This window comes from Bifidobacterium catenulatum DSM 16992 = JCM 1194 = LMG 11043 (genome assembly GCF_001025195.1).
Classification (GTDB): domain Bacteria; phylum Actinomycetota; class Actinomycetes; order Actinomycetales; family Bifidobacteriaceae; genus Bifidobacterium; species Bifidobacterium catenulatum.
Window position 1 is genome coordinate 2,030,211 of sequence record NZ_AP012325.1, and the last position, 24,052, is coordinate 2,054,262.

Sequence of the window (24,052 nt, forward strand, 5' to 3'; positions counted from 1 at the left end):
TGAATGCTATTCGGACGGAAGACACGGTCTATGCGAGCGAGCTATGCCTTGGCTAGCTTCTTATGTCTGAGAGTGTAAACGGCATCGGCGGAATCGGCGACGCGCTTGGAATGCGTCACCACAATGACACATTTACCGAGTTGATGAGCGGCCTGCCGCAAAAGATCAATCACCTCATCAGTCATTTCTGGATCCAGGCTGCCAGTCGGCTCATCCGCCAGAATCGCACGGCCGGGCGCCACTAGGGCGCGGCCGACCGCCACCCGCTGGCGTTGGCCGCCCGACAAGTGCATGATGTTGCGCTTCGATTCCTCACGGCTCAGCCCCAGATCCTCGAGGATCTTCATATCGGCCTTGGGATTGACCAAGCGAAGATTCTCTTCGGGGGTGAGATAGTCGATCAGATTATGGTCCTGGAACACCAAGGACACGTGCTCGCGACGGTGCTTTGAGTAACCCGTCGTAGCTATATCCTTGCCCTCAAAACGAACCACTCCATCAGAGGGGGCATCCAGACCGGCCAACAGAGACAACAAAGTGCTCTTCCCCGCTCCCGATGGGCCGGTTATCGCATACATCTTTCCGGATTCGAAATCTGCGTTCACGTCCGAAAGAACGCGAATCTTCGCCGCGCCGTATGAGTAATTGACATGGTCCAATTGCAGACAGATAGTCATGATTAATATCTCCTAACGCATAGAGGAAAGAATGGATTTCGGGGATTTGGCCAGCACTGCGGCGCACGACACGGCAAGCGCGATTGCGATGACCGCGCATCCGAGCAGCAGAATGAGTAGCGTCTGTTCTGGCGGCAGAGTCTCCACCTGCAATGATTCAAGAGGCGCGACTCCCGAATCGTGCAGTAGGAGTGAGGACACGTATCCAGACAATAGAGAGCCTGTGCCCAGCGAGCACAGGGCGGCAACCACAGCCATGAGACCGGTTTCGATTGCGAACTGGGCGATAATCTGCATCTTACCAATGCCGAGAGCCAGAAGGGTGCCTATTTCATGGATACGTGAGCGGATCCAGAAGACAAGCGCCATGCCCAGTACCAACACATCAGCCAGGCAAACGGACAACAGCACCATGCGGACCAGATCGCGCACCGTTTCCACTGACTGCAGCACGCCGGAAAGCCGCGCCGAGTCATCGGTGACGCCATACTTGCTTCCAGCGATTTTTTTCGCTTGGGCCATTGCGGCGGAAAGAGTCTGCGGATTATCTGAAAGGCACCGGATCGTGCCGACCCGTTCCTCTCCAGTCAGCGCGGAAACCACTTGAACGCCCGAATAGATAAGATTCTCCGACGCGTCCGATGGCATAGGGCTCTGTGCCTGCACATTGCCAGAGAAGATTCCGGCCACGCGAACGGTGGAATCGCGGTCTTCCTGACTGAGCTGGAATGTTGATCCCACCGATAATCCATTCTCACGTGCAAAATCCCGGTGAATCAGTACGTTCCGGCCATTACCTGAAATGTGGTGTCCTTGTTCCAACCGGTACAGACCGCTTTGGAACTCTTCGGACAACGAGGAGTCAGTGGTGCCCAGCACGCTGACCTGCGTGGATAGACCGGAATCCAGTCGAGGACCATGTTCGGGGACAACCGGATGCGCGCCATCCACCCCTGCCAGGGTCTTACGCTCGTAAACGGTTTTTCTTACGCCGGGGATGCGCGAGAACCGGCTCGCTTCCTTTAGACTTGCAGGATTCTCGCCTGTGTCGACGGTAAAACCTATTCCCATGCTTCTGCCGATATCGTCGGACATTCCCTGAAGCGCCGTTGACACTCCGACCTGAGCCACAAGACTGGTGAAAACCATCAGCATCAACAGTCCGATGATTCCGCTGCGTACCGGTTTACGTACGATTGCCAGCGTGGCACGCTTCCACACGTTCATGCCCATCATCGGAGCTCCGACAGGCTTCGTGGCGACTTGCGCAGCATCGGTATGCACGATATGGCAACGCATACCAGCATCACCGCCAGCAGGCCGAGCGATACATACAGTACGGCGGTTGTGTCGATTGATACCGTGAGCGAATCCAAGGTGCGAACCGACATATTGGACTCAAGATCGCCGCCGACCTGTCCCATGCTGCTCAGCTCCTTCGCCGCGGAGGCGTTCACGGAACGGAGGGCCGAAGTGCCAAGCCATTGGGCCATTCCTCGTGCGCACAACCATCCGAAGACCAGGGACGGCAGGCCGATCAGAATCATCTCGGTTAGATATTGGGCGATCAGGGATGGCTTGCCGATGCCGAGGGACACCAATACGCCCATCTCCTGACGTCGGTCGTTCATCCACAGTAAGAGCATGAGACTGAGAACTATCACGGCCGAAATAGTCACGCCGATCAAAGCGCTGCGCATCATGGAACGCACACCTCGGGCGGCATTCAGCATGCTCGACGTATATTGGTCATTGCGCGTGATCTGGTAGTTATTCCAATCCACTGGAAGCTTCTTCGCCTCTTCCATGGTTTTCTCCACGTCGACGCCCTTGTCCAGAACGAAAGTGGCATCCTGGTATATTTCCTTACCGGCCTTGTACTGGTACAGAGTACTTGTAGTGTCCAAATCGGTGTACACAGTGTTAGAGGTGAGTTCCGCGCGGCTGGATACCTTTCTGTCGCTGTCTCCTTTGAATATTCCAACGATGGTGGTTTTGACAGTTGCCGTCGAATGCGACTCATTGTCGGCATCATATGGATTGGCCTTGAGCGTGAGGGTATCGCCGACTTTAAGCCCATTGGTTTTGGCGAGATCCTCATGGACCATCGACATATGCTTATCGGATGCCTTGAGATGACGTCCTTCGACCATGCCGAGCGTGTGAGACGTGAACACATTGAGTTTTGCCGAATCGTTTGTGCCTATGACGTTGGCCGTATTGCCGAACTGCTGTTCTTTCTCCGCATCGTAATCATCGCCGCCGGGGACCTTCACCACGCTGGCTCCCACGAGATCGGCGGTGGCGTTCTGCCTGACCATGTACGAGTCAACCCCGGACATCTTCGAGATTCGTTGCACATCAGCGGGACGAACCATTCCGCCTCCGCGAGGTGTCAGCATGCTGCCTTGCAGGTTACTGGCCAGCACGAATCCGCCAACCGCCTGTTTCTCAATCTGTCCAGCCTCATGTTGAGCTGCCTGAGAAACTGCGGTCGCGGACAGCATACTCGCCGTTATGATGGTCAGGACAATGAACAGCACCGCGGTGCGCACTCGTTTTCTGAGCACATAGCGCGCCGCCCGTGAGATGAATGTCATTAATACCCCCTGTAAAGCTGGGACCTTCTCATCCGAAACAATGAAATCTAATTCGATTCTTCGATTGGCCATTCACGAAAATACATGGTGCACCTCAGAACATGGCAAGATATGCCTTGAGCGAAAAAGCGAAACAACATTGGTTGCATTATGCTCCGGGGCATCTGTCGTTTTGTTCATTTGACAAACTTTGAGCGGTTATAAAACAGTGCATATACCAATGGAGGCCCCAACCGAAATTGGGGCCTCCATCAGAGAGAAAGGAAGGAGTGGCAAGTATTGGTTATTACTCAGTCAGAGTCTTAGCCTTCTCGTTGACGGCTTCAACCGTCTCGACCGTCTTGGCTTCCTCATCGGAGACCTCACCGGCCGTGAGCTTGGCTTCGAGCTGCTCGACGATTTCGGCGTGCATCTTCTCGCTGATCTTCACCTTGAAGGTGAACACCAGCAGGCTGAGCACAATCAGAACGAGCGGCACATAGAAGGCGCAGACTTCGAAGGTGTGGATGTTCGCAGGGGTCATATCGGCTGCAGTGGCGCTGCCGGTCATACCTGCCGCGACGGCGATGAAGCCGGTGATGCCGTTCGACAGAGCGCCACCGATCTTGTCGAGCATCGGGCGGACGGACAGAGTGACGGCCTCGTTACGCTTACCGTTCTTCAGCTGGCCGTATTCGATGGAGTCGGTCAGGGAGAGGATGGCGGTCATCTGGATGAGCGTGCCCGGCACGTAGAAGAGCACCAGTGCGATGAACACCACGACGATGTTGGTGGAGAAAAGACCCAGCAGAACGTAAGCGACAATCATGGAGATCATGCCACTGATGTACAGGTAGCGGCGTGGGATGCGCTTGTTCAGAATCGGGTACAGCGGAGCCATGATGAGGCCGGCCACCAGTGCGATGACGCCGGTCGCAGAGAAGGCAGCCTGGTTGTCGAGCACGAACTTGAACAGGAAGAGGAGCACGCCGGTGGTGGCCACGTTGGCGATGGCGTACAGCAGGTAGGACAGGGCGACCCACAGCAGCTGGTCGTTCTGGAACAGTGCCTTGAACGCCTCGAGCGGGTTGCCGTTCTTCTGGGCCTTGGCGCGCAGGGCGCTGGTGCTTTCCTTGGTGCCGAAGGCAACGGTCCAAGCAGTGAGGATGCCGAGCAGCATAACGATGATGCCGAATGCGGTCCAGCCGCTCTGGCTTTCGGCATGCTTGCCGGTGAACATGTAGCTGAAGTAGGTGACAATCGGGATAACGACGATAGTGATGCCGTTGTAGCCGATGGAACCGGTGAAAGATCCCAGAGAGGTGTAGGCGGAACGCTCATGAGAGTCGGAGGACAGCGCCGGAATCATGCCCCAGTAGGAGATGTCACGCAGGGAGTAGAACACGTCGAGCACGACGAAGGTGATGACGAACAGCACGATGAACAGCGTGGTGTTGACATTCACCAGACCGAACATGCCGCTGAAGACGATGGCGAGCAGCACGGCCGAGACAGCACCGCCGATGAACTGCCAGGGACGGAAGCGTCCCCACTTGGTGGTGGTGTTGTCGACGATGTTGCCCAGCAATGGGTCGATGAAGATCTCTGCAATACGGATAATCACCACAAGGCTGGTGATGACGCCGATGAGCTTGGCCGCCAGCGCCTTGTCGACGCCAGAGAACAGGCAGCTGGTCACGTACACAACGAAGTACGTACTCATAGCGTTGTAGAAGGCAGACTGACCCAAGTTACCGCATGCGTAGGCGATGCGCTGGCCGAGCTTCCCCTTGCGGGCTCCACCGTCCGCGGCTGTTGCGTTGCTCATTTTTCTTCTCCTCTAAGATAGTTGGAGCTTAGATCACCCATTGATCTTGTATTGCAACTATACGCCGTTTTATAAACGGAAGTAAAAAACATTAGTAATCAAGGCTTTTACCGGCGTGTTGCAGCAGTTTTCATAACGCAAAACCTATCCGTCACCGGCTTAAACATATTTGTGAGAGTGCTTGAAAAACAGAGGAAACCGTGGCGGTAAATACGATTTGCTTTTTCAGTAAAAAACATTTATCATTACCAGTAAAGGAAGTTTAGCTTCCACATCATTCACAACGAAGTAATGAAAGAAAGCAGGAAACATGGCAAACAGCAATCGTGTTGAGCACGCATCCGAGACGTGGCTGACCGACGCGACTGTGTTCGAAGTCAACCGCACTCCGGCACATTCCAACCACAAGTGCTTCACGCATGATCCGCAGAGTGACGAGCACTCCGATCTCACGCAAAGCCTTGACGGAGAATGGCGCGTCGAAATCGTACAGGCTTCCGACATCGACTTCAACGAAGAGCCATTCGTTGCTGAGAACTTCGATGATTCCTCTTTCTGCCGCACCCAGGTTCCGGGCCATCTGCAGATGGCAGGCCTGCTGAAGAACAAGTACGTGAATATCCAGTATCCGTGGGACGGCCACGAGAATCCGCTGGAGCCGAATGTTCCGGAAAACAATCACGTGGCGCTCTACCGCAGGAAGTTCGTTGTGTCCAAGCGTCTTGCGGACACCAAGGAGTCCGGAGGAAGCGTCTCCATCGTCTTCCATGGAATGGCAACCGCAATCTACGTATGGGTCAACGGCCTGTTCGCAGGTTACGGCGAAGACGGATTCACTCCCAACGAGTTTGATATCACCGACCTGCTGCATGACGGAGAGAACGTCGTAGCGGTCGCCTGCTACGAGTATTCCAGCGCCTCCTGGCTTGAAGACCAGGACTTCTGGCGTCTGCACGGTCTGTTCCGCTCCGTCGAACTGACGGCGCAGCCCCACGTCCATGTCGAGAACATGCAACTCGAAGCCGATTGGGACGCCGAGTCCGGCACCGCCTCTCTTGATGCCGCATTGTCCGTGCGCAACGCCTCCGATGCCGCTACCATCTCGGCCACGTTGAAGGATTCCGAAGGCAACGTGGTATGGGAGGCCTCGACCAACGCCGACGCCAATACCACGTTCGCAAGCGGTTCCTTGCAGGGCCTCGAGCCGTGGAGCGCCGAAAACCCATCTCTGTACGAACTTGAAGTCAACGTCATCGACCAGGCCGGCAACATCGTCGAAACCGCCGTTCAGAAGGTCGGCTTCCGTCGCTTCCGCATCGAAAACGGCATCATGACCCTTAACGGCAAGCGCATCGTGTTCAAGGGCGCGGACCGTCACGAGTTCGACGCCAAGCGCGGCCGTTCCATCACCGAGCAGGACATGATCGATGATGTGATTTTCTGCAAGCGTCACAACATCAACGCCATCCGCACCTCGCACTATCCGAACCAGGAACGTTGGTACGATCTGTGCGACGAGTACGGCATCTACCTGATCGATGAGACCAATCTCGAAACCCATGGCAGCTGGTGCCTGCCCGGCGACGTGGTCACCGCCGAAACCGCGGTTCCAGGAAGCAAGGCACATTGGGAAGGCGCCTGCGTCGACCGTGTCAACAGCATGGTGCGCCGCGACTACAACCACCCGAGCGTGGTCATTTGGTCTCTCGGCAACGAGTCCTACACCGGCGATGTGTTCCGTGCCATGTACAAGCACGTGCACGACATCGATCCGAACCGCCCCGTGCACTACGAGGGCGTGACGAAGAACCGCGACTACGACGACGTTACCGACATCGAAACCCGCATGTACGAGCATGCCGATGTGGTTGAGGAATATCTCAAGAACGATCCGCAGAAGCCGTACATCTCCTGCGAGTACATGCACGCAATGGGCAACTCGGTCGGCAATCTGGACGAATACACGGCACTGGAGCGCTACCCGCACTATCAGGGCGGCTTCATCTGGGACTTCATCGACCAGGCAATCTATGCCACCCAGCCGGACGGCTCCACCCGTCTGTGCTATGGCGGAGACTTCGGCGACCGTCCGAGCGATTACGAGTTCTCCGGCAACGGACTGGTCTTCGCCGACCGCACTCCCACGCCGAAGGCCCAGGAGGTCAAGCAGCTGTACTCCAACGTCCATATCGACGTGACCGATCGCTCGGTGTCCATCAAGAACGACAATCTGTTCATCTCGACCGGCGGATACCAGTTCGTGCTGCGCATCCTCGCTGACGGAGAGCCGGTGTGGCAGTCCGAGCGCCGCTTCGACGTGCCCGCCGATTCAGCATGCACGTTCGATGTCGAATGGCCGGTGGATCTCTACCGCGCCAATGCCGATGAGCTGGTGCTTGAAGTGTCCCAGCGCCTCGCCGAGGCGACCGATTGGGCTCCTGCCGGGTACGAACTCGCCTTCGGCCAGACTATTGTGGCCGGAACGAAGGCAGCCGAAGACGCGGCCCTGCCTGCGGACGGCATCGTCACTGTTGGCCGTTGGAATGCGGGTGTTCAGGGTTCCGGACGAGAGATTCTTCTTTCTCGCACCCAGGGCGGCTTGGTCTCCTACACGTTCGACGGTCACGAATTCGTGCTGCGTCGCCCGGCGATCACCACATTCCGCGCGCTGACGGACAACGATCGTGGCGCCGGCCATGGATTCGAGCGAGCCCAGTGGATGGTGGCCGGCCGTTACGCCCGTTGCGTGGACAATGTCATCGAACAGGTCGATGAAGACACGCTCAAGGCCGTATACACGTATGAGCTTGCCACGCCGCAGTGCACCAAGGTCACCGTCGGATACACCGCCGATACCACTGGCCGTCTGAACCTGCATGTGAAATATCCGGGCGAGTCCGGCGAACTGCCCACCATTCCTGCGTTTGGCATCGAATGGACTCTGCCGGTCCAGTATTCGAACCTGAGGTTCTTCGGCGCTGGTCCCGAGGAAACGTACCAGGATCGCAAGCACGCCAAGCTGGGCGTGTGGAGCACCGATGCGTTCAAGGATCATGCTCCGTATCTCATGCCGCAGGAGACAGGCAACCACGAGGAGGTCCGTTGGGCGGAGATCACCGATGAAAATGGACACGGTCTGCGAGTCAGCCGCGCGAACGGTGCCGCACCGTTCGCTGTGAGCCTGCAGCCGTATTCCAGCTTCATGATCGAAGAAGCCCAGCACCAAGACGAGTTGCCGGCTCCGAAGCACATATTCCTCCGTGTGCTCGCCGCGCAGATGGGTGTCGGAGGCGACGATTCCTGGATGTCGCCGGTCCACTCCCAGTATCACATCCCCGCCGATCAGCCGATCAGCCTCGATGTCAATCTCGAACTGATCTGACGATCGGATAGCGTGTCCCTCCTCTACTCCTTCCTGTGGAGGAGGGACGACATTGTCTTGCAAGTTCTTGTCCGGAACAGCATTGTCCAACAAGGCGATGTCCTGAGGAATGATGACACGCTGGTATCGCGGCACATTCTCATATCCCAATTCAAAACTGGCGTTCAGAACTTTTTGACGGGTAGCCTCCTCGACCGACAGCGAGGGATCGTCATTGAGCGATACGGTTGCAAGGGAGAATCCAGCCATCGTGGCTTTGGACAAGCATCTTCTACAGGGCCGCCGGAAATCCAAGGTTCCCGCGAACTGGTCGTCAGCGAAATGACCAACAACGGATCCATGGAGATGGTCAAGGAGACAACTTCATACGCCAGAGAGTTTGGCATCGGCATCACCGTAAGCTGCGCCGGACCGGATTCCGAAGAATACTCAACAAGAAACGAGGCCAGCAGCTGTCTCCGTAACGTCATCGAACGCAACCCACTAGGCGGCATGCGATCTCTTGGAAATGAGGGAGCAGGACCGACCGACCGCCATCTTCGCGTTCAACGATCTCGGCGCGATCAACGTCTATCGCGCCGCCCGACAGCACAGCATCAGCCTGCCCGAACAGTTATCGATCATCGGTTTCGACGATGTCTATCCTGCGGCAAGCATGTGTCCATCCCTGACGACCATCAGGCAGCCATTCGATCTCATCGCCAGACAATGCATCGATCTGATTCTCGAAGCGTGGGAAGGAAAGGTGGACCAGAATTACTTCATTCTTCCCACACAGCTTGTCGAACGCGACAGCTGCGCATCGCCATCACTGCTGTAACAGGCAACGGCACTCAGAATCAGCTTCCACGAAGCACCCATGCATATGCAATCCGCCTCTGTCACAAGCATTTACTTCTGTTTACCAGATGAAAATACAAAAGAAGCGACGAAACCGGCGAGACCCCGCACCAGAGGAATGCTTACAATGAAGCCACAACAGAACAAACGGCTCCACACGAAGCATGAACCAACAAACGAAACGACGAGCCGCGTGAAAGGAAGAAAAAATGCAGAGCAACACCTTCGACCAGATCGCCAACGCCAACACCGTTTCCATGGATGCCGGTCTCAGCCAGTTTGCCTTCGCCAAGGCCTCCTCCACCTTGTTTAAGAAGGCTTTCAGCAAGTAAGATTCCATAAAAGTCTTTATCAAACGCCTCGGCTGCTGTGATGAACCGGTCCAGCAGCCGAGGCGTTCCCATATACCTTGGACCGTCCGGCGACAAATCGAAACAAATCGTATTTACGCGCCGACCAATTCAAGCATCTGCGGAATGCTCTTCTTGCCGAACTCAACCTGCTGTGTGCCGTCAGCCCGTGTGATGACGATGCAGGGCACGCTCATCGCACCATAATGGTCCCTAAGCTCGGGGAAGTGCGCAACATCGTAGGCCTCGGCGCGCACGGCCGGGTTCAGCGAGGCGATACGCTGGGAAGCGAGCACGGTCTCCGGGCACATCGTGCAGGTGAGCGAGACGAGAACCATAATGTCCAACGGGTCCGTGATGGACCGCGACCGATCGATCAGATCATCGCCCAACGGCTGACCAGGACCGGCCACGTTGTACAGACCCAGCACAAACGAATTGAATTCATGGCCGGAAGGCACACCATGGAAGGCGAGGCCGGTCGGCTCGCCGTCCACCACCATGCGCACACATGGGCGCGCGGCGGGCAGCACGCTGTCAACGTCGAACACCGCACGGCCCGTATCGTCCTTCTTGTACTCGCCATCAACCACCGTCGATTTCAGCTTGCCGCCGGACAACGCGACCAACGCATCAATGAATCCCCGCAGTTCCGTGGACAGCGGCGTATCGTCCAGTTCTAGAGCAAGCGTGACCGGCCGAGACATGCGGCCAAATACCACGTTGAGCTGCTGTCTGGTGGCGTCGGAGAACAATTCGCTGGACTTCCTGACGGCGTTCGCCGCGGCAGCGGCATCGGCGCTACGTTTGGCGGATGCCGGCGCGGGCGCTGTGGCGTCCAACGAGGCGGCATTTGTCTTCGCTGTGGACTGCTCATAGACGTAAGAGGCCGGACGCTGTGGCATCAAGCCGGTCTTCTCGCTCATCCGCTTGGCGTACCGTTCCAACTCCACCGCGGCAATAGCGCCATCAGCGGTGGCAGTAACCACTTGCCGCAGGTTTTTGGCCCGCAGATCACCGGCCGCATACACGCCCGGCACCGAGGTTTCAAGATAGCCATGCGTGACCACGTAACCATAATCGTCCAGCTCCACCACGCCGCGCACCAAATCCGTGGCGGGCACGTATCCTGCGAACACGAACACGCCGAACGTACCACCGTCAGCAGGCCTCCACGTTTCGGTCTGGCCGGTGGCCCGGTTCAGGATCGCAGCTTCACGTAAACCGCCTTGCCCAGCAGTGACGCCTTGCAGCTCGACTTGGTAACGCACCTCGATTTTCGGATTGTTTTTGGCTGCGGCGGCTACCGTGGCGTCGCAAGTGAAGTCCTGTTCCCGCACGAGAACGGTGACTTTGGAGGCGTATGTGGTCAGGAACACGGATTCCTCGGCTGCGGCGAACCCTCCGCCGACCACCAGCACTTCCTTGCCGGTGAAGAATTCGCCATCGCAGGTGGCGCAGTAGGCCACACCGCGACCAGCGTATTCAGACTCCCCTTCGAACCCTAGTTTACGTGGGCTGGCACCGGTGGCAAGGAGAATGCCAAAAGCCTTCAAGTCGCCGCGCGAGGTATGCACGGTTTTGACGTCGCCATGCACATCGAGGCCGATGGCTTCGGCGGAAAGGAATTCAGCACCGAAGTCCTGCGCCTGTTGACGCATGGTCTGGGTAAGCGCACGGCCAGTGGTGCGACCGACGCCCGGATAGTTGACCACCTCATTGGTGATGGTGATCTGTCCGCCGAAATCGTCTTTCTCGAGAATCAACACGCGATATCGGGCGCGGGCCAGATACAATCCCGCCGTCAGACCAGCGGGACCGCCGCCGACAACTATGACATCGTACAAATCATCTCGAGACATAACGACTCCCTTCGTGCCTTGATCTGGCTGTTCATGGGGTTGCCCGGAGGTTCTCCGGACAACCTTGTCGGATTAGATTGACAATCCGTCCATCAAGCGACGATCACAGTTGGCCAACAAGATCGAGGCTAGGTTCGATAGTGTCCTCGCCCGGAGTCCAGTTAGCTGGGCAGACCTGATCGCCATGTTCGTGGACGAACTGAGAGGCTTGCACACGGCGTAGTAGTTCTTCGGCATTGCGTCCTACGTTAGAGGAGATGACCTCATAGGCCACGACCTTGCCTTCGGGGCTCACGATGAAGTCACCGCGTTCGGCCATGCCATCAACTTCGTTGTAGGTGTCGAGATCTTTGGCCAATAGAGCGGTCGGGTCGGCAAGCATCGGATATTGAATCGTAGCAATCTTTTCATTGGCGTCATGCCATGCCTTATGCACGAAATGGGTGTCGCAGGAGACGGAGTAGACCTCGCATCCAATTTCCTTGAACTTGGCGTAGTTGCGGGCCAGATCCTCAAGCTCAGTAGGGCACACAAAGGTGAAATCAGCGGGGTAGAAGAAGAACAGGGACCAGTGGCCGAGTACATCAGCCTTGGTCACCTCATGGAACTCGTTGTTCTGGAACGCGTTCACCTTAAAATCGGTCAGTTCATGCTGCAGAAGAGTCATCATCGGTCCTTTCGCTGATTGTCAATCATCGGGCTTATGCCTTTTTCCATCGTAACGTGATTCTCTGGAACCCGCGCGGACGTAACGCGTGAGCCTCATCACATCATTAATAACAGTCACGCTGACAGACCATGTGATGCGGGGGTGTCATGGAATGGGAGCCTCCCGCACGCCACGGGAAGCGAACACCGGAAGAAAAACAAAAAAAGGGGGTTCCCGGAGCGTTACGCCCGACGGGAACCCCCAAGGGAAATACGAAAAGGGACCTTCCGGGAATCCCGCAGGGGACTCGACCAGAAGGTCCAGACAGTTGGATGCGGCGGCGTGCTACTCTCCCACACCCTCTCGAGTGCAGTACCATCGCCGTGCCAGGCCTTAGCTTCCGGGTTCGGAAAGGGACCGGGCGTCTCACCTGGGCCATGACCACCGCAAAACCACTCTAAACGGCCAACCCCCAACCGGGATCGGCCGGCAACGGAACCAGCCACACGACCGATTCCGGTCGTGGCGGTCCGGGAACCGGACAACGGACGCAAGCAAATCAAACGCCTTACCAGTATCGTCGTCGTGACCACAAGAAACAGCGTTCCTTGCCATCCAACGAGAAAACCACCACAGGACGAGACCCAATCCCCAACCAGGGGATCGGAAAGAGTGTGCCGCGTTCGCCCGTTAGTACCGGTCGGCTCCATCCCTCGCGGGACTTCCACCTCCGGCCTATCGAACACGTGTTCAACATGCGGGCTACAGACACCGAAGTGCCAAGGAATCCTAATCTTGGAGCAGGCTTCCCGCTTAGATGCTTTCAGCGGTTATCCCTCCCGAACGTAGCCAACCGGCCATGCCGCTGGCGCGACAACCGGCATACCAGAGGTCCGTCCACCCAGGTCCTCTCGTACTATGGGCAGGCCTCCTCAGGATTCCAACGAGCGCAGAGGATAGAGACCAAACTGTCTCACGACGTTCTGAACCCAGCTCGCGTGCCGCTTTAATCGGCGAACAGCCGAACCCTTGGGACCTGCTCCAGCCCCAGGATGCGACGAGCCGACATCGAGGTGCCAAACCATCCCGTCGATATGGACTCTTGGGAATGATCAGCCTGTTATCCCCGGGGTACCTTTTATCCGTTGAGCGATGCCGCGCCCGTGCGCCGGCACCGGATCACTATCTCCGACTTTCGTCCCTGCCCGAACCGTCGTTCTCGCAGTCAAGCCCGCTTGTGCGATTACACTCGAAACCCGATTGCCAACCGGGCTGAGCGGACCTTTGAGCGCCTCCGTTACTCTTTGGGAGGCAACCGCCCCAGTTAAACTACCCGCCAGGCACTGTCCCTGAACAGGATGACTGTTCGAGGTGAGACGTCAAACGAGAACAGAGCGGTATTTCACCTTGCGGCTCCACACGGGCTGGCGCCCGCGCTTCGAAGCCTCCCGCCTATGCTACACAATCCGCGCCTAACGCCAATACCAAGGTATAGTAAAGGTCCCGGGGTCTTTTCGTCCTTCTGCGCTTAACGAGCATCTTTACTCGTACTGCAATTTCGCCGAGCTCCTGGTCGAGACAGTGGGGAAGTCGTTACGCCATTCGTGCAGGTCGGAACTTACCCGACAAGGAATTTCGCTACCTTAGGATGGTTATAGTTACCACCGCCGTTTACCGGGGCTTGAATTCACCGCTTCACCCGAGGGCTGACGGATCCTCTTAACCTTCCGGCACCGGGCAGGCGTCAGTGCATATACAGCGGCTTGCGCCTTCGCATGCACCTGTGTTTTTGGTAAACAGTCGCTACCCCCTGGTCTGTGCCACCCCCGAAAGCTCCGGAAGCAAGTTCCATCACCATCAGGGGTCTCCCTTATACCGAAGGCACGGGAGTGATTTGCCGAGTTCCTTGACCAGGATTCGCTCGATCGCCTTGGTATTCTCTACCTGACCACCAGTGTCGGTTTGGGGTACGGGCGGCAACGCCCCTCGCGCCGAGGCTTTTCTCGACGGCCTGGACCACCGGATATCGCGCCTGAAAGGCGCCCATCATCGCACCTCACCCTGCATGTCCCACGGATTTGCCTATGGGACGGGCTGCGTGCTTGACCACGGAAAACCACCTCCGCGGCCGGCTCCCATTCCGTGTCACCCCTGTGCGCTAACCTACCAGGACTACATTCCCAACAATCGCGCGCCCCGAACCCCGAAGGGAACGACGCCACGCGACCGGAGGTTAGTACTCATCCGTTCGGCTCTTGCGGTTCGCTGCCGGTACGGGAATATCCACCCGTTCATCCATTCGACTACGCCTGTCGGCCTCGCCTTAGGACCCGACTCACCCGGGGACGACGAACGTGGCCCCGGAACCCTTGGTCATCCAGCGGACGGGATCCTCACCCGTCTCTCGCTACTCATGTCTGCATTCTCACTCCCCCGAAGTCCACGGCGCGCTTGCGCGGCCGCTTCGCCCCTCGGGGGACGCTCTCCTACCCAACAGCAAAAAACTGTTGCCGCGTCTTCGGTGGTGTGCTTGAGCCCCGCTACATTGTCGGCGCGGAACCACTAGACCAGTGAGCTGTTACGCACTCTTTCAAGGATGGCTGCTTCTGAGCCAACCTCCTGGCTGTCTATGCGACTCCACATCCTTTCCCACTTAGCACACGCTTCGGGACCTTAGACGACGATCTGGGCTGTCTCCCTCTCGACGACGGAGCTTATCCCCCGCCGACTCACTGCCGGAATACACATCAACGGTATTCGGAGTTTGGCTGCTGTTGGTACCCCATACGGGCCCGCAAGCATCCAGTAGCTCTACCCCCGCGATGCAATCAACCGACGCTGCACCTAAATGCATTTCGGAGAGAACCAGCTATCACGGAATTTGATTGGCCTTTCACCCCTAGCCCCAGGTCATCCCCCCGGTTTTCAACCCAGGTGGGTTCGGTCCTCCACGCGGTCTTACCCGCGCTTCAACCTGCCCAGGGCTAGATCATCCCGCTTCGGGTCCAGGGCACGCGACTCAAAACGCCTTTTGAGACTCGCCTTCGCTACGGCTCCCCCACGACGGGTTAGCCTCGCCACGCACCACTGACTCGCAGACTCATTTTTCGATAGGCACGCCGTCACCCCACTTGAGGAGGCTCCGACGGATTGTAGGCGCACGGTTTCAGGAACTCTTTCACTCCCCTCCCGGGGTGCTTTTCACCTTTCCCTCACGGTACTGGTACGCTATCGGTCAGACAGGTATGCTTAGACTTACCCCACGGTCGGGGCCGATTCACACGGGATTCCACGAGGCCCGCGCTACTTGGGACACATGATCGGAAGACGGCAAGCTTCCAGGTACGGGGCTGGCACCCTCTGCGGCCAGGCCTTCAAGCCTGTTCCCCTGGCAAGCCGTTTTATGACTCCCGCCCGGTCCGTCGGAACCGGGACACACGCTCCCGCAACACCACGGACGCAACCCCCGACGGGTATCACGCGCCCATGGTTTGGTCTGATCCGCTTTCGCTCGCCACTACTCACGGAGTATCCCTTCCTGCAGGTACTGAGATGTTTCACTTCCCTGCGTACCCCCGGAACAACAAGGTTCCGTGCCGGCCCATGACGGCCGGCGGGTTGCCCCATTCGGAAATCCTCGGATCGAAGCCATGTTGGAGGCTCCCCGAGGCTTATCGCATCCTCAAACGTCCTTCATCGGTACTGTCTGCCAAGGCATCCACCATACGCCCTTCAGGGCGGCACACGCCCCGAAAAAACCTAATGATAGCTTTTCTACGCCAGACGACAAATCATCACACTGTAAAAAATGATCACAAAACGATCGATCTCGAAACCAGACTCCAAAAAATAGAGCCTGGCGAAATCGCGATAAAGCAAACGATGACATCAAAATCATCGCATTGCTCGCGTCCACTATCCAGTTCTCAAACCACCACGCACCCAAGAAACGATCCGGACACGGCACACCGGCCGGCCGACCGCCCCAAGGGGACATCCGGAAAACCGCACGCGACCAAGTCGCGGGTGGCGGTCCGGGAACCCAAAAGCATACCCATACCACTGCCCGCAGGCCCCCAAAAGAACCCGCGAAGCCAACGATCTCTTCCACACCAGCACGCCCACACCACTCCGGGAACCGTTCCCGGCATGTGGGCCACACGACGGACGCCAGACCGGCGTCCTGAAAACTCCGTAGAAAGGAGGTGATCCAGCCGCACCTTCCGGTACGGCTACCTTGTTACGACTTAGTCCCAATCACGAGTCTCACCTTAGACGGCTCCATCCCACAAGGGGTTAGGCCACCGGCTTCGGGTGCTACCCACTTTCATGACTTGACGGGCGGTGTGTACAAGGCCCGGGAACGCATTCACCGCGGCGTTGCTGATCCGCGATTACTAGCGACTCCGCCTTCATGGAGTCGGGTTGCAGACTCCAATCCGAACTGAGACCGGTTTTCAGGGATCCGCTCCATGTCGCCATGTCGCATCCCGTTGTACCGGCCATTGTAGCATGCGTGAAGCCCTGGACGTAAGGGGCATGATGATCTGACGTCATCCCCACCTTCCTCCGAGTTGACCCCGGCGGTCCCCCGTGAGTTCCCACCATGACGTGCTGGCAACACAGGGCGAGGGTTGCGCTCGTTGCGGGACTTAACCCAACATCTCACGACACGAGCTGACGACGACCATGCACCACCTGTGAACCCGCCCCGAAGGGAGACCGTATCTCTACGGCTGTCGGGAACATGTCAAGCCCAGGTAAGGTTCTTCGCGTTGCATCGAATTAATCCGCATGCTCCGCCGCTTGTGCGGGCCCCCGTCAATTTCTTTGAGTTTTAGCCTTGCGGCCGTACTCCCCAGGCGGGATGCTTAACGCGTTAGCTCCGACACGGAACCCGTGGAACGGGCCCCACATCCAGCATCCACCGTTTACGGCGTGGACTACCAGGGTATCTAATCCTGTTCGCTCCCCACGCTTTCGCTCCTCAGCGTCAGTAACGGCCCAGAGACCTGCCTTCGCCATTGGTGTTCTTCCCGATATCTACACATTCCACCGTTACACCGGGAATTCCAGTCTCCCCTACCGCACTCCAGCCCGCCCGTACCCGGCGCAGATCCACCGTTAAGCGATGGACTTTCACACCGGACGCGACGAACCGCCTACGAGCCCTTTACGCCCAATAATTCCGGATAACGCTTGCACCCTACGTATTACCGCGGCTGCTGGCACGTAGTTAGCCGGTGCTTATTCGAAAGGTACACTCACCCGAAGGCTTGCTCCCGATCAAAAGCGGTTTACAACCCGAAGGCCGTCATCCCGCACGCGGCGTCGCTGCATCAGGCTTGCGCCCATTGTGCAATATTCCCCACTGCTGCCTCCCGTAGGAGTCTGGGCCGTATCTCAGTCCCAATGTGGCCGGTCGCCCTCTCAGGCCGGCTACCCGTCGTAGGCTCGGTGGGCCGTTACCCCGCCGACTACCTGATAGGACGCGACCCCATCCCATACCGATGAAATCTTTCCCGACACCCCATGCGAGGAGTCGGAGCATCCGGCATTACCACCCGTTTCCAGGAGCTATTCCGGTGTATGGGGCAGGTCGGTCACGCATTACTCACCCGTTCGCCACTCTCACCAGGCAGCAAGCTGCCTGGATCCCGTTCGACTTGCATGTGTTAAGCACGCCGCCAGCGTTCATCCTGAGCCAGAATCGAACCCTCCACAAAAAAATTTCATGAAGAGAACCAACATGTGACTCTCAAAAAATAAGAAAATTGACGATCGCCTTATAAGGAAAGGCGCATCGCACGAAAACCCCACCGTCCTTCAAAGGCCTCCCGGCCACTCCCCCACACGGGAGAAGCGGACGATGGACTGGCAATCATTGACTATAAAGAAGTAGTACAAATACGCTCTTGAGTTCTCAAACCACCACCACTCACCCACCTTACGGAACCCCAGCCGGGGAACCACTCGCTGAGCGGCAGCAAAAGACAAACTTACAGCACAAACCGGTTCCACGCAACCCGGCACCCCGCAAACACCGCCAAAACCATTGCAAAACAACGCATCCACCGGCGTGTCGCAGACACCTCCGAACGGCCGTAAGACCGGTCCGGAACCCGAAGACAACGACCACACGAACCAAAAACAAACACCACACGGCGTGTCACCGCCGCATAAGGAACACATGAAGAATCCAACACCGCTTTACGAAGGCAGAAATAGACCTGGCCGCACTGGAGGTGACATACACAATGAAATACACGTCGAAATACAACGAGGGCCGCCGACTGGGGGAAGTCGGCAGCCCTCGCTGTATTTCAGTTGTTATTCAGTTATTGATGTTGACCCACTAGAAGAAAGCGAAATCAGGCGGAGATTTCAGCCTTGGCCTTCTTGCGATCCATGTAGCGCTTGATAGCCAGAGCCTCAAGTGCAATCACCAGAACAGCGGTCACGCCCCAAGCCACGTACATGGCAGTCTTCCAGATCGGGGTATCGACCTTCGGCTCACCATCTGCATACTGCCAGCTGTTGGCGGCGGTGTACAGAATGTTGTGAGCAGCGGTACGCATGGCCTTCACGGAAGTTGCGGACTTGTCGGTAATGTGGTTGGTGATCTTGGTGGTGGCCAGCATGGAATCGTTGCCGTTACGGATCTCCTGATCACCATTCTGGTAGCCGTAGCCGCCGAAGTAATCGGTCAGAACGAAGCCCTTGAAGCCCCACTCGTCACGGAGCACGGTGTTCAGCAGGTTGTTGGAGGCACCGGCATAGGTATATAACCGATGTAGTTGAAGGAGCTCATCACGGCCTGTGCGCCGCCTTCCTTCACGCTCATCTCGAACGGCTTGAGGTAGATCTCGCGGATGGCCTGCTCGTCCGCCCAGGTGCACACCATGTTGGTACGGTTGGTTTCCTGATCGTTCAGAGCGAAGTGCTTCATGAAGGAATACACGCCCTTCTCCTTAGCGCCGGCGATCTCGTGGGAAGCCATAACACCAGAGAGCAGGGAGTCCTCGGAGAAGTACTCGAAGGTACGGCCGGAGAAAGCGCCACGGTGGATGTTCATAGCCGGAGCGTACCAACCAGCAACGTGCATGTCATGAGCCATGTCGCCGATCATCTCGCCGAACTGCTTGGCCAGATCCTTGTTCCAAGTGCAGGCGAATGCGGTGGAAGCCGGGAAGCCGATGGAGCCAACGCCGGTGAAGTTGTTGTTCAGCGAGGCCGGACCGTCAGCATCGGTGAGCTGGATCTTGCCAACGGAGGAGACAGCCGGGGTGCCGTAGCCACCGTTGGCGATGAGGTTGTCCATATCATCGAAGGTCAGCTGGTCAAGCAGCTTCTCCCAATCAGCATCGTCGTAATCCTTGCCGTACATGTCAGCCAAGCGGAGACCATTCTTGGCACCGGTGGTCGGCATTTCGTCGGAATCATCGTCATACTTGGTCGGATCATAGTTGCCGTTGTTGGTGAAAGCAGCCTTGACTTCGTCGCTCATGGAGAAGTTGGTCGGGGCTGCGGTGGCTTCAGCGTAGTTCGCGAAGTGATTGGCGCGGGACAGATAGGTCACATCGCCAGCGGCATAGTCGAACTGGTTGGTAGCCACGGTCTGATCATCGTTGTGGGTGTTCGACTCGGAGTCGTAGGTGATGGTGTCAGCAACGTTGATCCTCTTGGAATCGATCACATGGTGAGAATCGGACTGGATAGAGATGGCGTAATCACCCTTCTCCAGCACCCAAGCCTTGGCATCCTTGTTGTCATAGGAAGCCATATCGTCATCATCGAACTCGATCTTCACAGTCTCAGAGGCGCCCGGCTCAAGCTTCCCGGTCTTCTCGAAAGCGACGAGGTTCTTGGAGGCCTTCTCGATACCGCCATCGGTGTACGGCGGGTTGTAGTAGACCTCAACAACGTCCTTGCCGGCGGTGTCGCCAGTGTTGGTGACGGTCACATCAAACGTGACCTTGCCATCCTTGTGGAAAACGTCACCCATCTTCTGCTCAAAGCTGGTGTAAGACAAGCCGTAACCGAACGGATAGATGACCGTGTCATCGTAGTTGATCAGACCTTCATCGGCTGCAGTCTCATAGAACTTGTAGCCCACATAAATACCTTCGACATAGTTAACGAAGGACGGAAGCACGGTAGTTTCCTGACCGGTGAAGCCGGTGTACTTAGCAGCCAGATCGTCGACGTTATCGTAGATGAATGCACCATCGGCACCAACGGAAGACGAGCTGGCAGCAGCAGCGCCATCAGTGTTGTTGAACACTGGGGTCTTGGTCAGATCCTTAACGAACGCGTCGGAAGTCTTGCCGGACGGGTTGGTTTCGCCAGCGAGCACGTCACCGAGTACGGAGAAGCCGGTCTGGCCTGCAGACGGGCACCACAACACGGACTTGATCTGCGGGTAGTTGCTCAGGAAGTCGAACTGGAAAGCATTTGCACCGTTATAGACGAGCGTGACCTTGTCGAAGTTCTTGGTGACCAAGTCAATCATGTCGCGCTCAGTCTTGCTCAGCTGCAGGAAGTGCTCACCATCCTGGAAGTCATCATAATCCTTGGAGTTGTTCTTGTAGGTAATGGTTTCGGCCTTCATGTTGGTCGGCAGATCAGCACCTTCGCCACCGACACGGGTGATCACCACAACAGCCTCATCGGAGAAGCTCTTGGCGTCAGAAATCAGCGAATCGGAATATTGGCCGGCCGGAACCTCAGGCAGGGTCCAATCCTGGGACCACATAGCAACAACCGGACGGTCCGCACGATAGTCGGTGTACAGCTTGCTCAGATCGGCGTTGGTTTCAAGACCAGCTTCCTTCATGCCATCAAGCAGGGAAACGGTGTCGTACTGGTCAGACATGGAGCCGGAGCCGGTGCCTCCATAGACCGGGTTGGTGGAGCCCCCAACCGAACACGTTGACCTTCTTGTTGCTCAGCGGCAGGTTGGAATCATCATTCTTCAGCATGGTGATAGCTTCCGACTGCACTTCCTTGGCCAGCTCATTAGCCTTGGAAACAGTAGCGTCAGACAGCATGTACTTCGTGAGGGTCGCGTTGTTGAGCAGCGTCGCCATCGGACCGGACAGCATCATGGAAGCCGCGACGACAATACCGACCAGCGCCACAAGCCAAGACTCGGAGTGGATGATCTTACGGGTCGCGACTTCCTTCACCGTCTTCTTATTGACGGCGAAAGTGACAATCAGCGCGAGCACAAATAGCACGCCAATCGCAATCAGGTACGGCGTCAACGAACCGATAACGTTCATGACGTCAGCCATGTTGATTTGCAGCATGGTCTGCCTCCTCCTTGATTCTCATAACCGAACGACATGCAGGCTCCGATTCCCTCATCGAAACCAGAAATCGCGTAACGCTGCCCCGCGTCGCATGATTTCCAGAAGTGAAGACACTTCTTCATGTCGATATCTCGATTTCACCAAAATCCGCGGAAAAGTGCGCTGATTTTTTCCCAGCCTGTCGTTTCGCGTGCATAATCTGCATACCACTTGCGCATGCAAAACTACCGTTCGTGCACATATAGTTCTGTTGCATGATTGCGTATGCAACAATATGCATTCCTCCGCAGATTGTTGCAAATCCTTGCTTGTTTTACTGAATATCGTTGCTCTATTGCGCAAATCTCAGTTCTTAATCGAACTTTGGATACACGATCGCGGTTTTTATGATGATTTCGGCACGCTGCGGCGAACTGTTCCAACGGCAACTCACGCAAGGCAAGTACCATGGATGCCATGAGCGACTTAAGCGCATTGAATCTGGAGGCGGGCAGCCTCGTTGGCGGATATACGTTGATTTCACGGCTTGGATCGGGGGCAATGGGATCGGTCTGGCGTGTGCGCGATGACGGCGGACACCAGTATGCGATGAAGATCTTGCGCGATTCCCTTGCCGAGGAAGATGCATCCGGCGAACGTTCCCGCGATCAGCTGACCGCACGCGAGCGCCTGCGCAGGGAGGCGATGGCGCTGCAGAAAGTGCGTCACCCCGGCGTGTGCGGCATTGTGGACATGGAATTGGATGATGCGCTGGCTTTTATCGTAACCGAGCTGATCGATGGCAAGAATCTGCGTGAGGATGTGCGAGCCAACGGCCGGTATGTGGGCGACGATCTGGAACGGTTGGGACGCAAGCTGATCGAGGCGGTGAAGGCCGTGCATGCGGCCGGTATTGTGCACCGCGATATCAAACCGACGAATGTGATGGTGTCGAATACCGGACCGGTGTTGGTGGATTTCGGTATTGCCATGGGCGAGGGCGAAAGCCATGTGACGCGCACGGGTTTGGTTATGGGCACTCCGGGATTCATCGCACCGGAAATCATTGATGGCGCGGAATCCGATGAGATGAGTGACTGGTGGTCGGTAGCGAGCGTGCTGGCGTTTGCCGCTACCGGCGAACCGGTGTTCGGCACGAAGCCGATGATGGCCGTGTTGGAGCGTGCCGCTGCGGGAAGCGCGAATTTGGTCGGGCTTCCGGCGGGAACCATGGCCGCGTTCCGTTCAGCGTTGAATCCGGATCGTACGAAACGTTGCACGCCCGACGAATTGTTGCAGGCGATTGCGTTGGATGCGTTGAATCCGCAAGCTTGGGATGCTGCGGATACCGCTTCGGATTCGGGTTCCACTGCCGGCATATCGGAGGCGATGCCCCCTTTTGCTGAATCGCCTGACAATCCACGAGAACTTTGGCGGGCACTGGATCATATAACGGGCGAAGACGCCATCGGGACGCGCACATTGCCGCAATTCGTTGAGGCCACACAGACCATCGGCACAACCGGTATTGCTGACATAACCGATACTGTTATTGCCGATGCGTCCGATGCCGGCACCTCGGTCATGGATATCAACGCACATACCACGACGATTCCTCTTGGCACCGGCACGCGCGTGCTGCCTGTCATGCTGCCTGTCGATAGCGGAGATACCAGCGTGCTGCCACAAGATGCACCACAGGACGCACCGCAATCCACGCGGGTGATGCCGGTGCAGGATGCGTGGAATCCCACTCAAGAAGCCACACAAATCGATCCGGCCATCAAACCGGCGTTGCAACGCATTGCCAACCAGCGACCACCGGCGGTGATACCGAATGCGTCGGTTGAAAAGGCGCAAAACGTGCAGGCGCAAGACATACCAACGTCCACTATGCCAGTTATGCCGGCCACTCCGATTACGCAGGCATCCCCAGCGGCCCCGCTCAACCTGAATGCGCCGCAACCGCCGAATCCGGCCGACGTGCTTCGTGGCGAACTGTTGAGCCGAGGCACGCTCCTCTGCGCGCTTCTGGCCATTCCTGTGGCGCTGTTCGGCTTGTTCTCGCCTTGGCTGGCCTGGGCTGCGGGTGCACTACTGGCTTGGCTGCTCGCCACCATCGGATTCAATATGGAAGCGCAGCTGGAGCGTGAAGGCCGCCGTGGAGGCAACCGAAAAGCCTCCGACTGGCTCGCACGCGCGGCCACGCTGCCTTGGCATGTGCTCAAAGGGTTGGGCTATGCGGTGCCACGCGCATTGATCATGGCTGCGATCGCCACATTGGGATTGGCGATCGCCACAGTCGCGCTGCAATTACCGTTCGCCATGGTGGATACCTCGATATTCGGATTCACGATTCCACTGCCGACTTGGATTGAAGGACCGGTTTCGCAAAGCGGCGTCGTCCAAGCCGGCTGTTGCGCCATCGGTTGGCTGATATGCGCCCTCACTCCGGGGGCTCTGGCGCTGCGATTGGGAGCTGGAACGCTACGTGGCCGCCCGAAATCCAGCACTCCCGCGGAATCGTATGAAATGTAGCGAAAACCAAGAATCGGCAAACGTTTGCAATCCTCAGAAAAACATCAGACAATC

The 24,052-nt window shown here is 57.2% G+C and carries 10 protein-coding genes, 3 rRNA genes and 1 pseudogene; 4 read left to right on the top strand and 10 right to left on the bottom strand.

Annotated elements, in window-relative coordinates:
- Window positions 1–41 precede the first annotated feature (41 nt).
- From BBCT_RS08415 to BBCT_RS08430, 4 genes are all read right to left on the bottom strand, one after another.
- Window positions 42–677: an ABC transporter ATP-binding protein gene (locus BBCT_RS08415; RefSeq protein WP_003835794.1), complete on the bottom strand. Its 636-nt coding sequence runs from the start codon at window positions 675–677 to the stop codon at window positions 42–44.
- Between the two features lie 12 nt (window positions 678–689).
- Window positions 690–1,913: an ABC transporter permease gene (locus tag BBCT_RS08420; RefSeq protein WP_003835792.1), complete on the bottom strand. Its 1,224-nt coding sequence runs from the start codon at window positions 1,911–1,913 to the stop codon at window positions 690–692.
- Entirely contained in the window at window positions 1,910–3,277 is a 1,368-nt protein-coding gene (locus BBCT_RS08425) for an ABC transporter permease (protein WP_022244572.1), read from the bottom strand. The genes BBCT_RS08420 and BBCT_RS08425 overlap by 4 nt, the downstream gene beginning before the upstream one ends.
- 286 nt (window positions 3,278–3,563) lie before the next feature.
- Complete coding sequence (locus BBCT_RS08430) at window positions 3,564–5,084, bottom strand: glycoside-pentoside-hexuronide (GPH):cation symporter (RefSeq protein ID WP_003835789.1); 1,521 nt, start codon at window positions 5,082–5,084, stop codon at window positions 3,564–3,566.
- A gap of 310 nt (window positions 5,085–5,394) precedes the next feature.
- Here BBCT_RS08430 and BBCT_RS08435 point away from each other — a divergent pair, with 310 nt between their 5' ends.
- From BBCT_RS08435 to BBCT_RS09655, 3 genes are all read left to right on the top strand, one after another.
- Window positions 5,395–8,466, top strand: a complete 3,072-nt coding sequence (locus BBCT_RS08435) for a glycoside hydrolase family 2 TIM barrel-domain containing protein (RefSeq protein WP_003835787.1) — start codon at window positions 5,395–5,397, stop codon at window positions 8,464–8,466.
- Window positions 8,467–8,974: 508 nt separating this feature from the next.
- Window positions 8,975–9,286: a substrate-binding domain-containing protein gene (locus BBCT_RS09580; RefSeq protein WP_003835786.1), complete on the top strand. Its 312-nt coding sequence runs from the start codon at window positions 8,975–8,977 to the stop codon at window positions 9,284–9,286.
- 229 nt (window positions 9,287–9,515) lie between these two features.
- Window positions 9,516–9,638: a hypothetical protein gene (locus BBCT_RS09655; protein ID WP_003835784.1), complete on the top strand. Its 123-nt coding sequence runs from the start codon at window positions 9,516–9,518 to the stop codon at window positions 9,636–9,638.
- A gap of 113 nt (window positions 9,639–9,751) precedes the next feature.
- Here the strand turns inward: BBCT_RS09655 and BBCT_RS08445 are convergent, their stop codons facing one another.
- From BBCT_RS08445 to BBCT_RS08470, 6 genes and pseudogenes are all read right to left on the bottom strand, one after another.
- The gene (locus BBCT_RS08445; protein ID WP_003835782.1) at window positions 9,752–11,518 is read right to left on the bottom strand and encodes an FAD-dependent oxidoreductase; all 1,767 of its coding nucleotides are present in this window, start codon (window positions 11,516–11,518) and stop codon (window positions 9,752–9,754) included.
- 103 nt (window positions 11,519–11,621) lie between these two features.
- Window positions 11,622–12,185: a redoxin domain-containing protein gene (locus tag BBCT_RS08450; RefSeq protein WP_033513047.1), complete on the bottom strand. Its 564-nt coding sequence runs from the start codon at window positions 12,183–12,185 to the stop codon at window positions 11,622–11,624.
- 314 nt (window positions 12,186–12,499) lie between these two features.
- Window positions 12,500–12,616: ribosomal RNA gene (gene rrf / locus BBCT_RS08455) — 5S ribosomal RNA — on the bottom strand.
- A gap of 222 nt (window positions 12,617–12,838) precedes the next feature.
- Window positions 12,839–15,912: ribosomal RNA gene (locus BBCT_RS08460) — 23S ribosomal RNA — on the bottom strand.
- Between the two features lie 453 nt (window positions 15,913–16,365).
- Window positions 16,366–17,893 (bottom strand): 16S ribosomal RNA (locus BBCT_RS08465).
- Together the 16S, 23S and 5S rRNA genes form the textbook arrangement of a ribosomal RNA operon.
- 645 nt (window positions 17,894–18,538) lie before the next feature.
- Window positions 18,539–21,478 (bottom strand): annotated as a pseudogene (locus tag BBCT_RS08470) (glycoside hydrolase family 3 N-terminal domain-containing protein).
- Window positions 21,479–21,928: 450 nt separating this feature from the next.
- Here BBCT_RS08470 and BBCT_RS08475 point away from each other — a divergent pair.
- Entirely contained in the window at window positions 21,929–23,998 is a 2,070-nt protein-coding gene (locus BBCT_RS08475; RefSeq protein ID WP_003833483.1) for a serine/threonine-protein kinase, read from the top strand.
- The last annotated feature ends 54 nt before the right edge of the window (window positions 23,999–24,052 follow it).

Excerpts from the sequence above, each read along its gene's own strand:
- BBCT_RS08415 (WP_003835794.1), bottom strand. The coding sequence starts at position 677 with ATGACTATCTGTCTGCAATTGGACCATGTCAATTACTCATACGGCGCG.
- BBCT_RS08420 (WP_003835792.1), bottom strand. The coding sequence starts at position 1,913 with ATGATGGGCATGAACGTGTGGAAGCGTGCCACGCTGGCAATCGTACGT.
- BBCT_RS08425 (WP_022244572.1), bottom strand. The coding sequence starts at position 3,277 with ATGACATTCATCTCACGGGCGGCGCGCTATGTGCTCAGAAAACGAGTG.
- BBCT_RS08430 (WP_003835789.1), bottom strand. The coding sequence starts at position 5,084 with ATGAGCAACGCAACAGCCGCGGACGGTGGAGCCCGCAAGGGGAAGCTC.
- BBCT_RS08435 (WP_003835787.1), top strand. The coding sequence starts at position 5,395 with ATGGCAAACAGCAATCGTGTTGAGCACGCATCCGAGACGTGGCTGACC.
- BBCT_RS09580 (WP_003835786.1), top strand. The coding sequence starts at position 8,975 with ATGAGGGAGCAGGACCGACCGACCGCCATCTTCGCGTTCAACGATCTC.
- BBCT_RS09655 (WP_003835784.1), top strand. The coding sequence starts at position 9,516 with ATGCAGAGCAACACCTTCGACCAGATCGCCAACGCCAACACCGTTTCC.
- BBCT_RS08445 (WP_003835782.1), bottom strand. The coding sequence starts at position 11,518 with ATGTCTCGAGATGATTTGTACGATGTCATAGTTGTCGGCGGCGGTCCC.
- BBCT_RS08450 (WP_033513047.1), bottom strand. The coding sequence starts at position 12,185 with ATGACTCTTCTGCAGCATGAACTGACCGATTTTAAGGTGAACGCGTTC.
- BBCT_RS08475 (WP_003833483.1), top strand. The coding sequence starts at position 21,929 with ATGGATGCCATGAGCGACTTAAGCGCATTGAATCTGGAGGCGGGCAGC.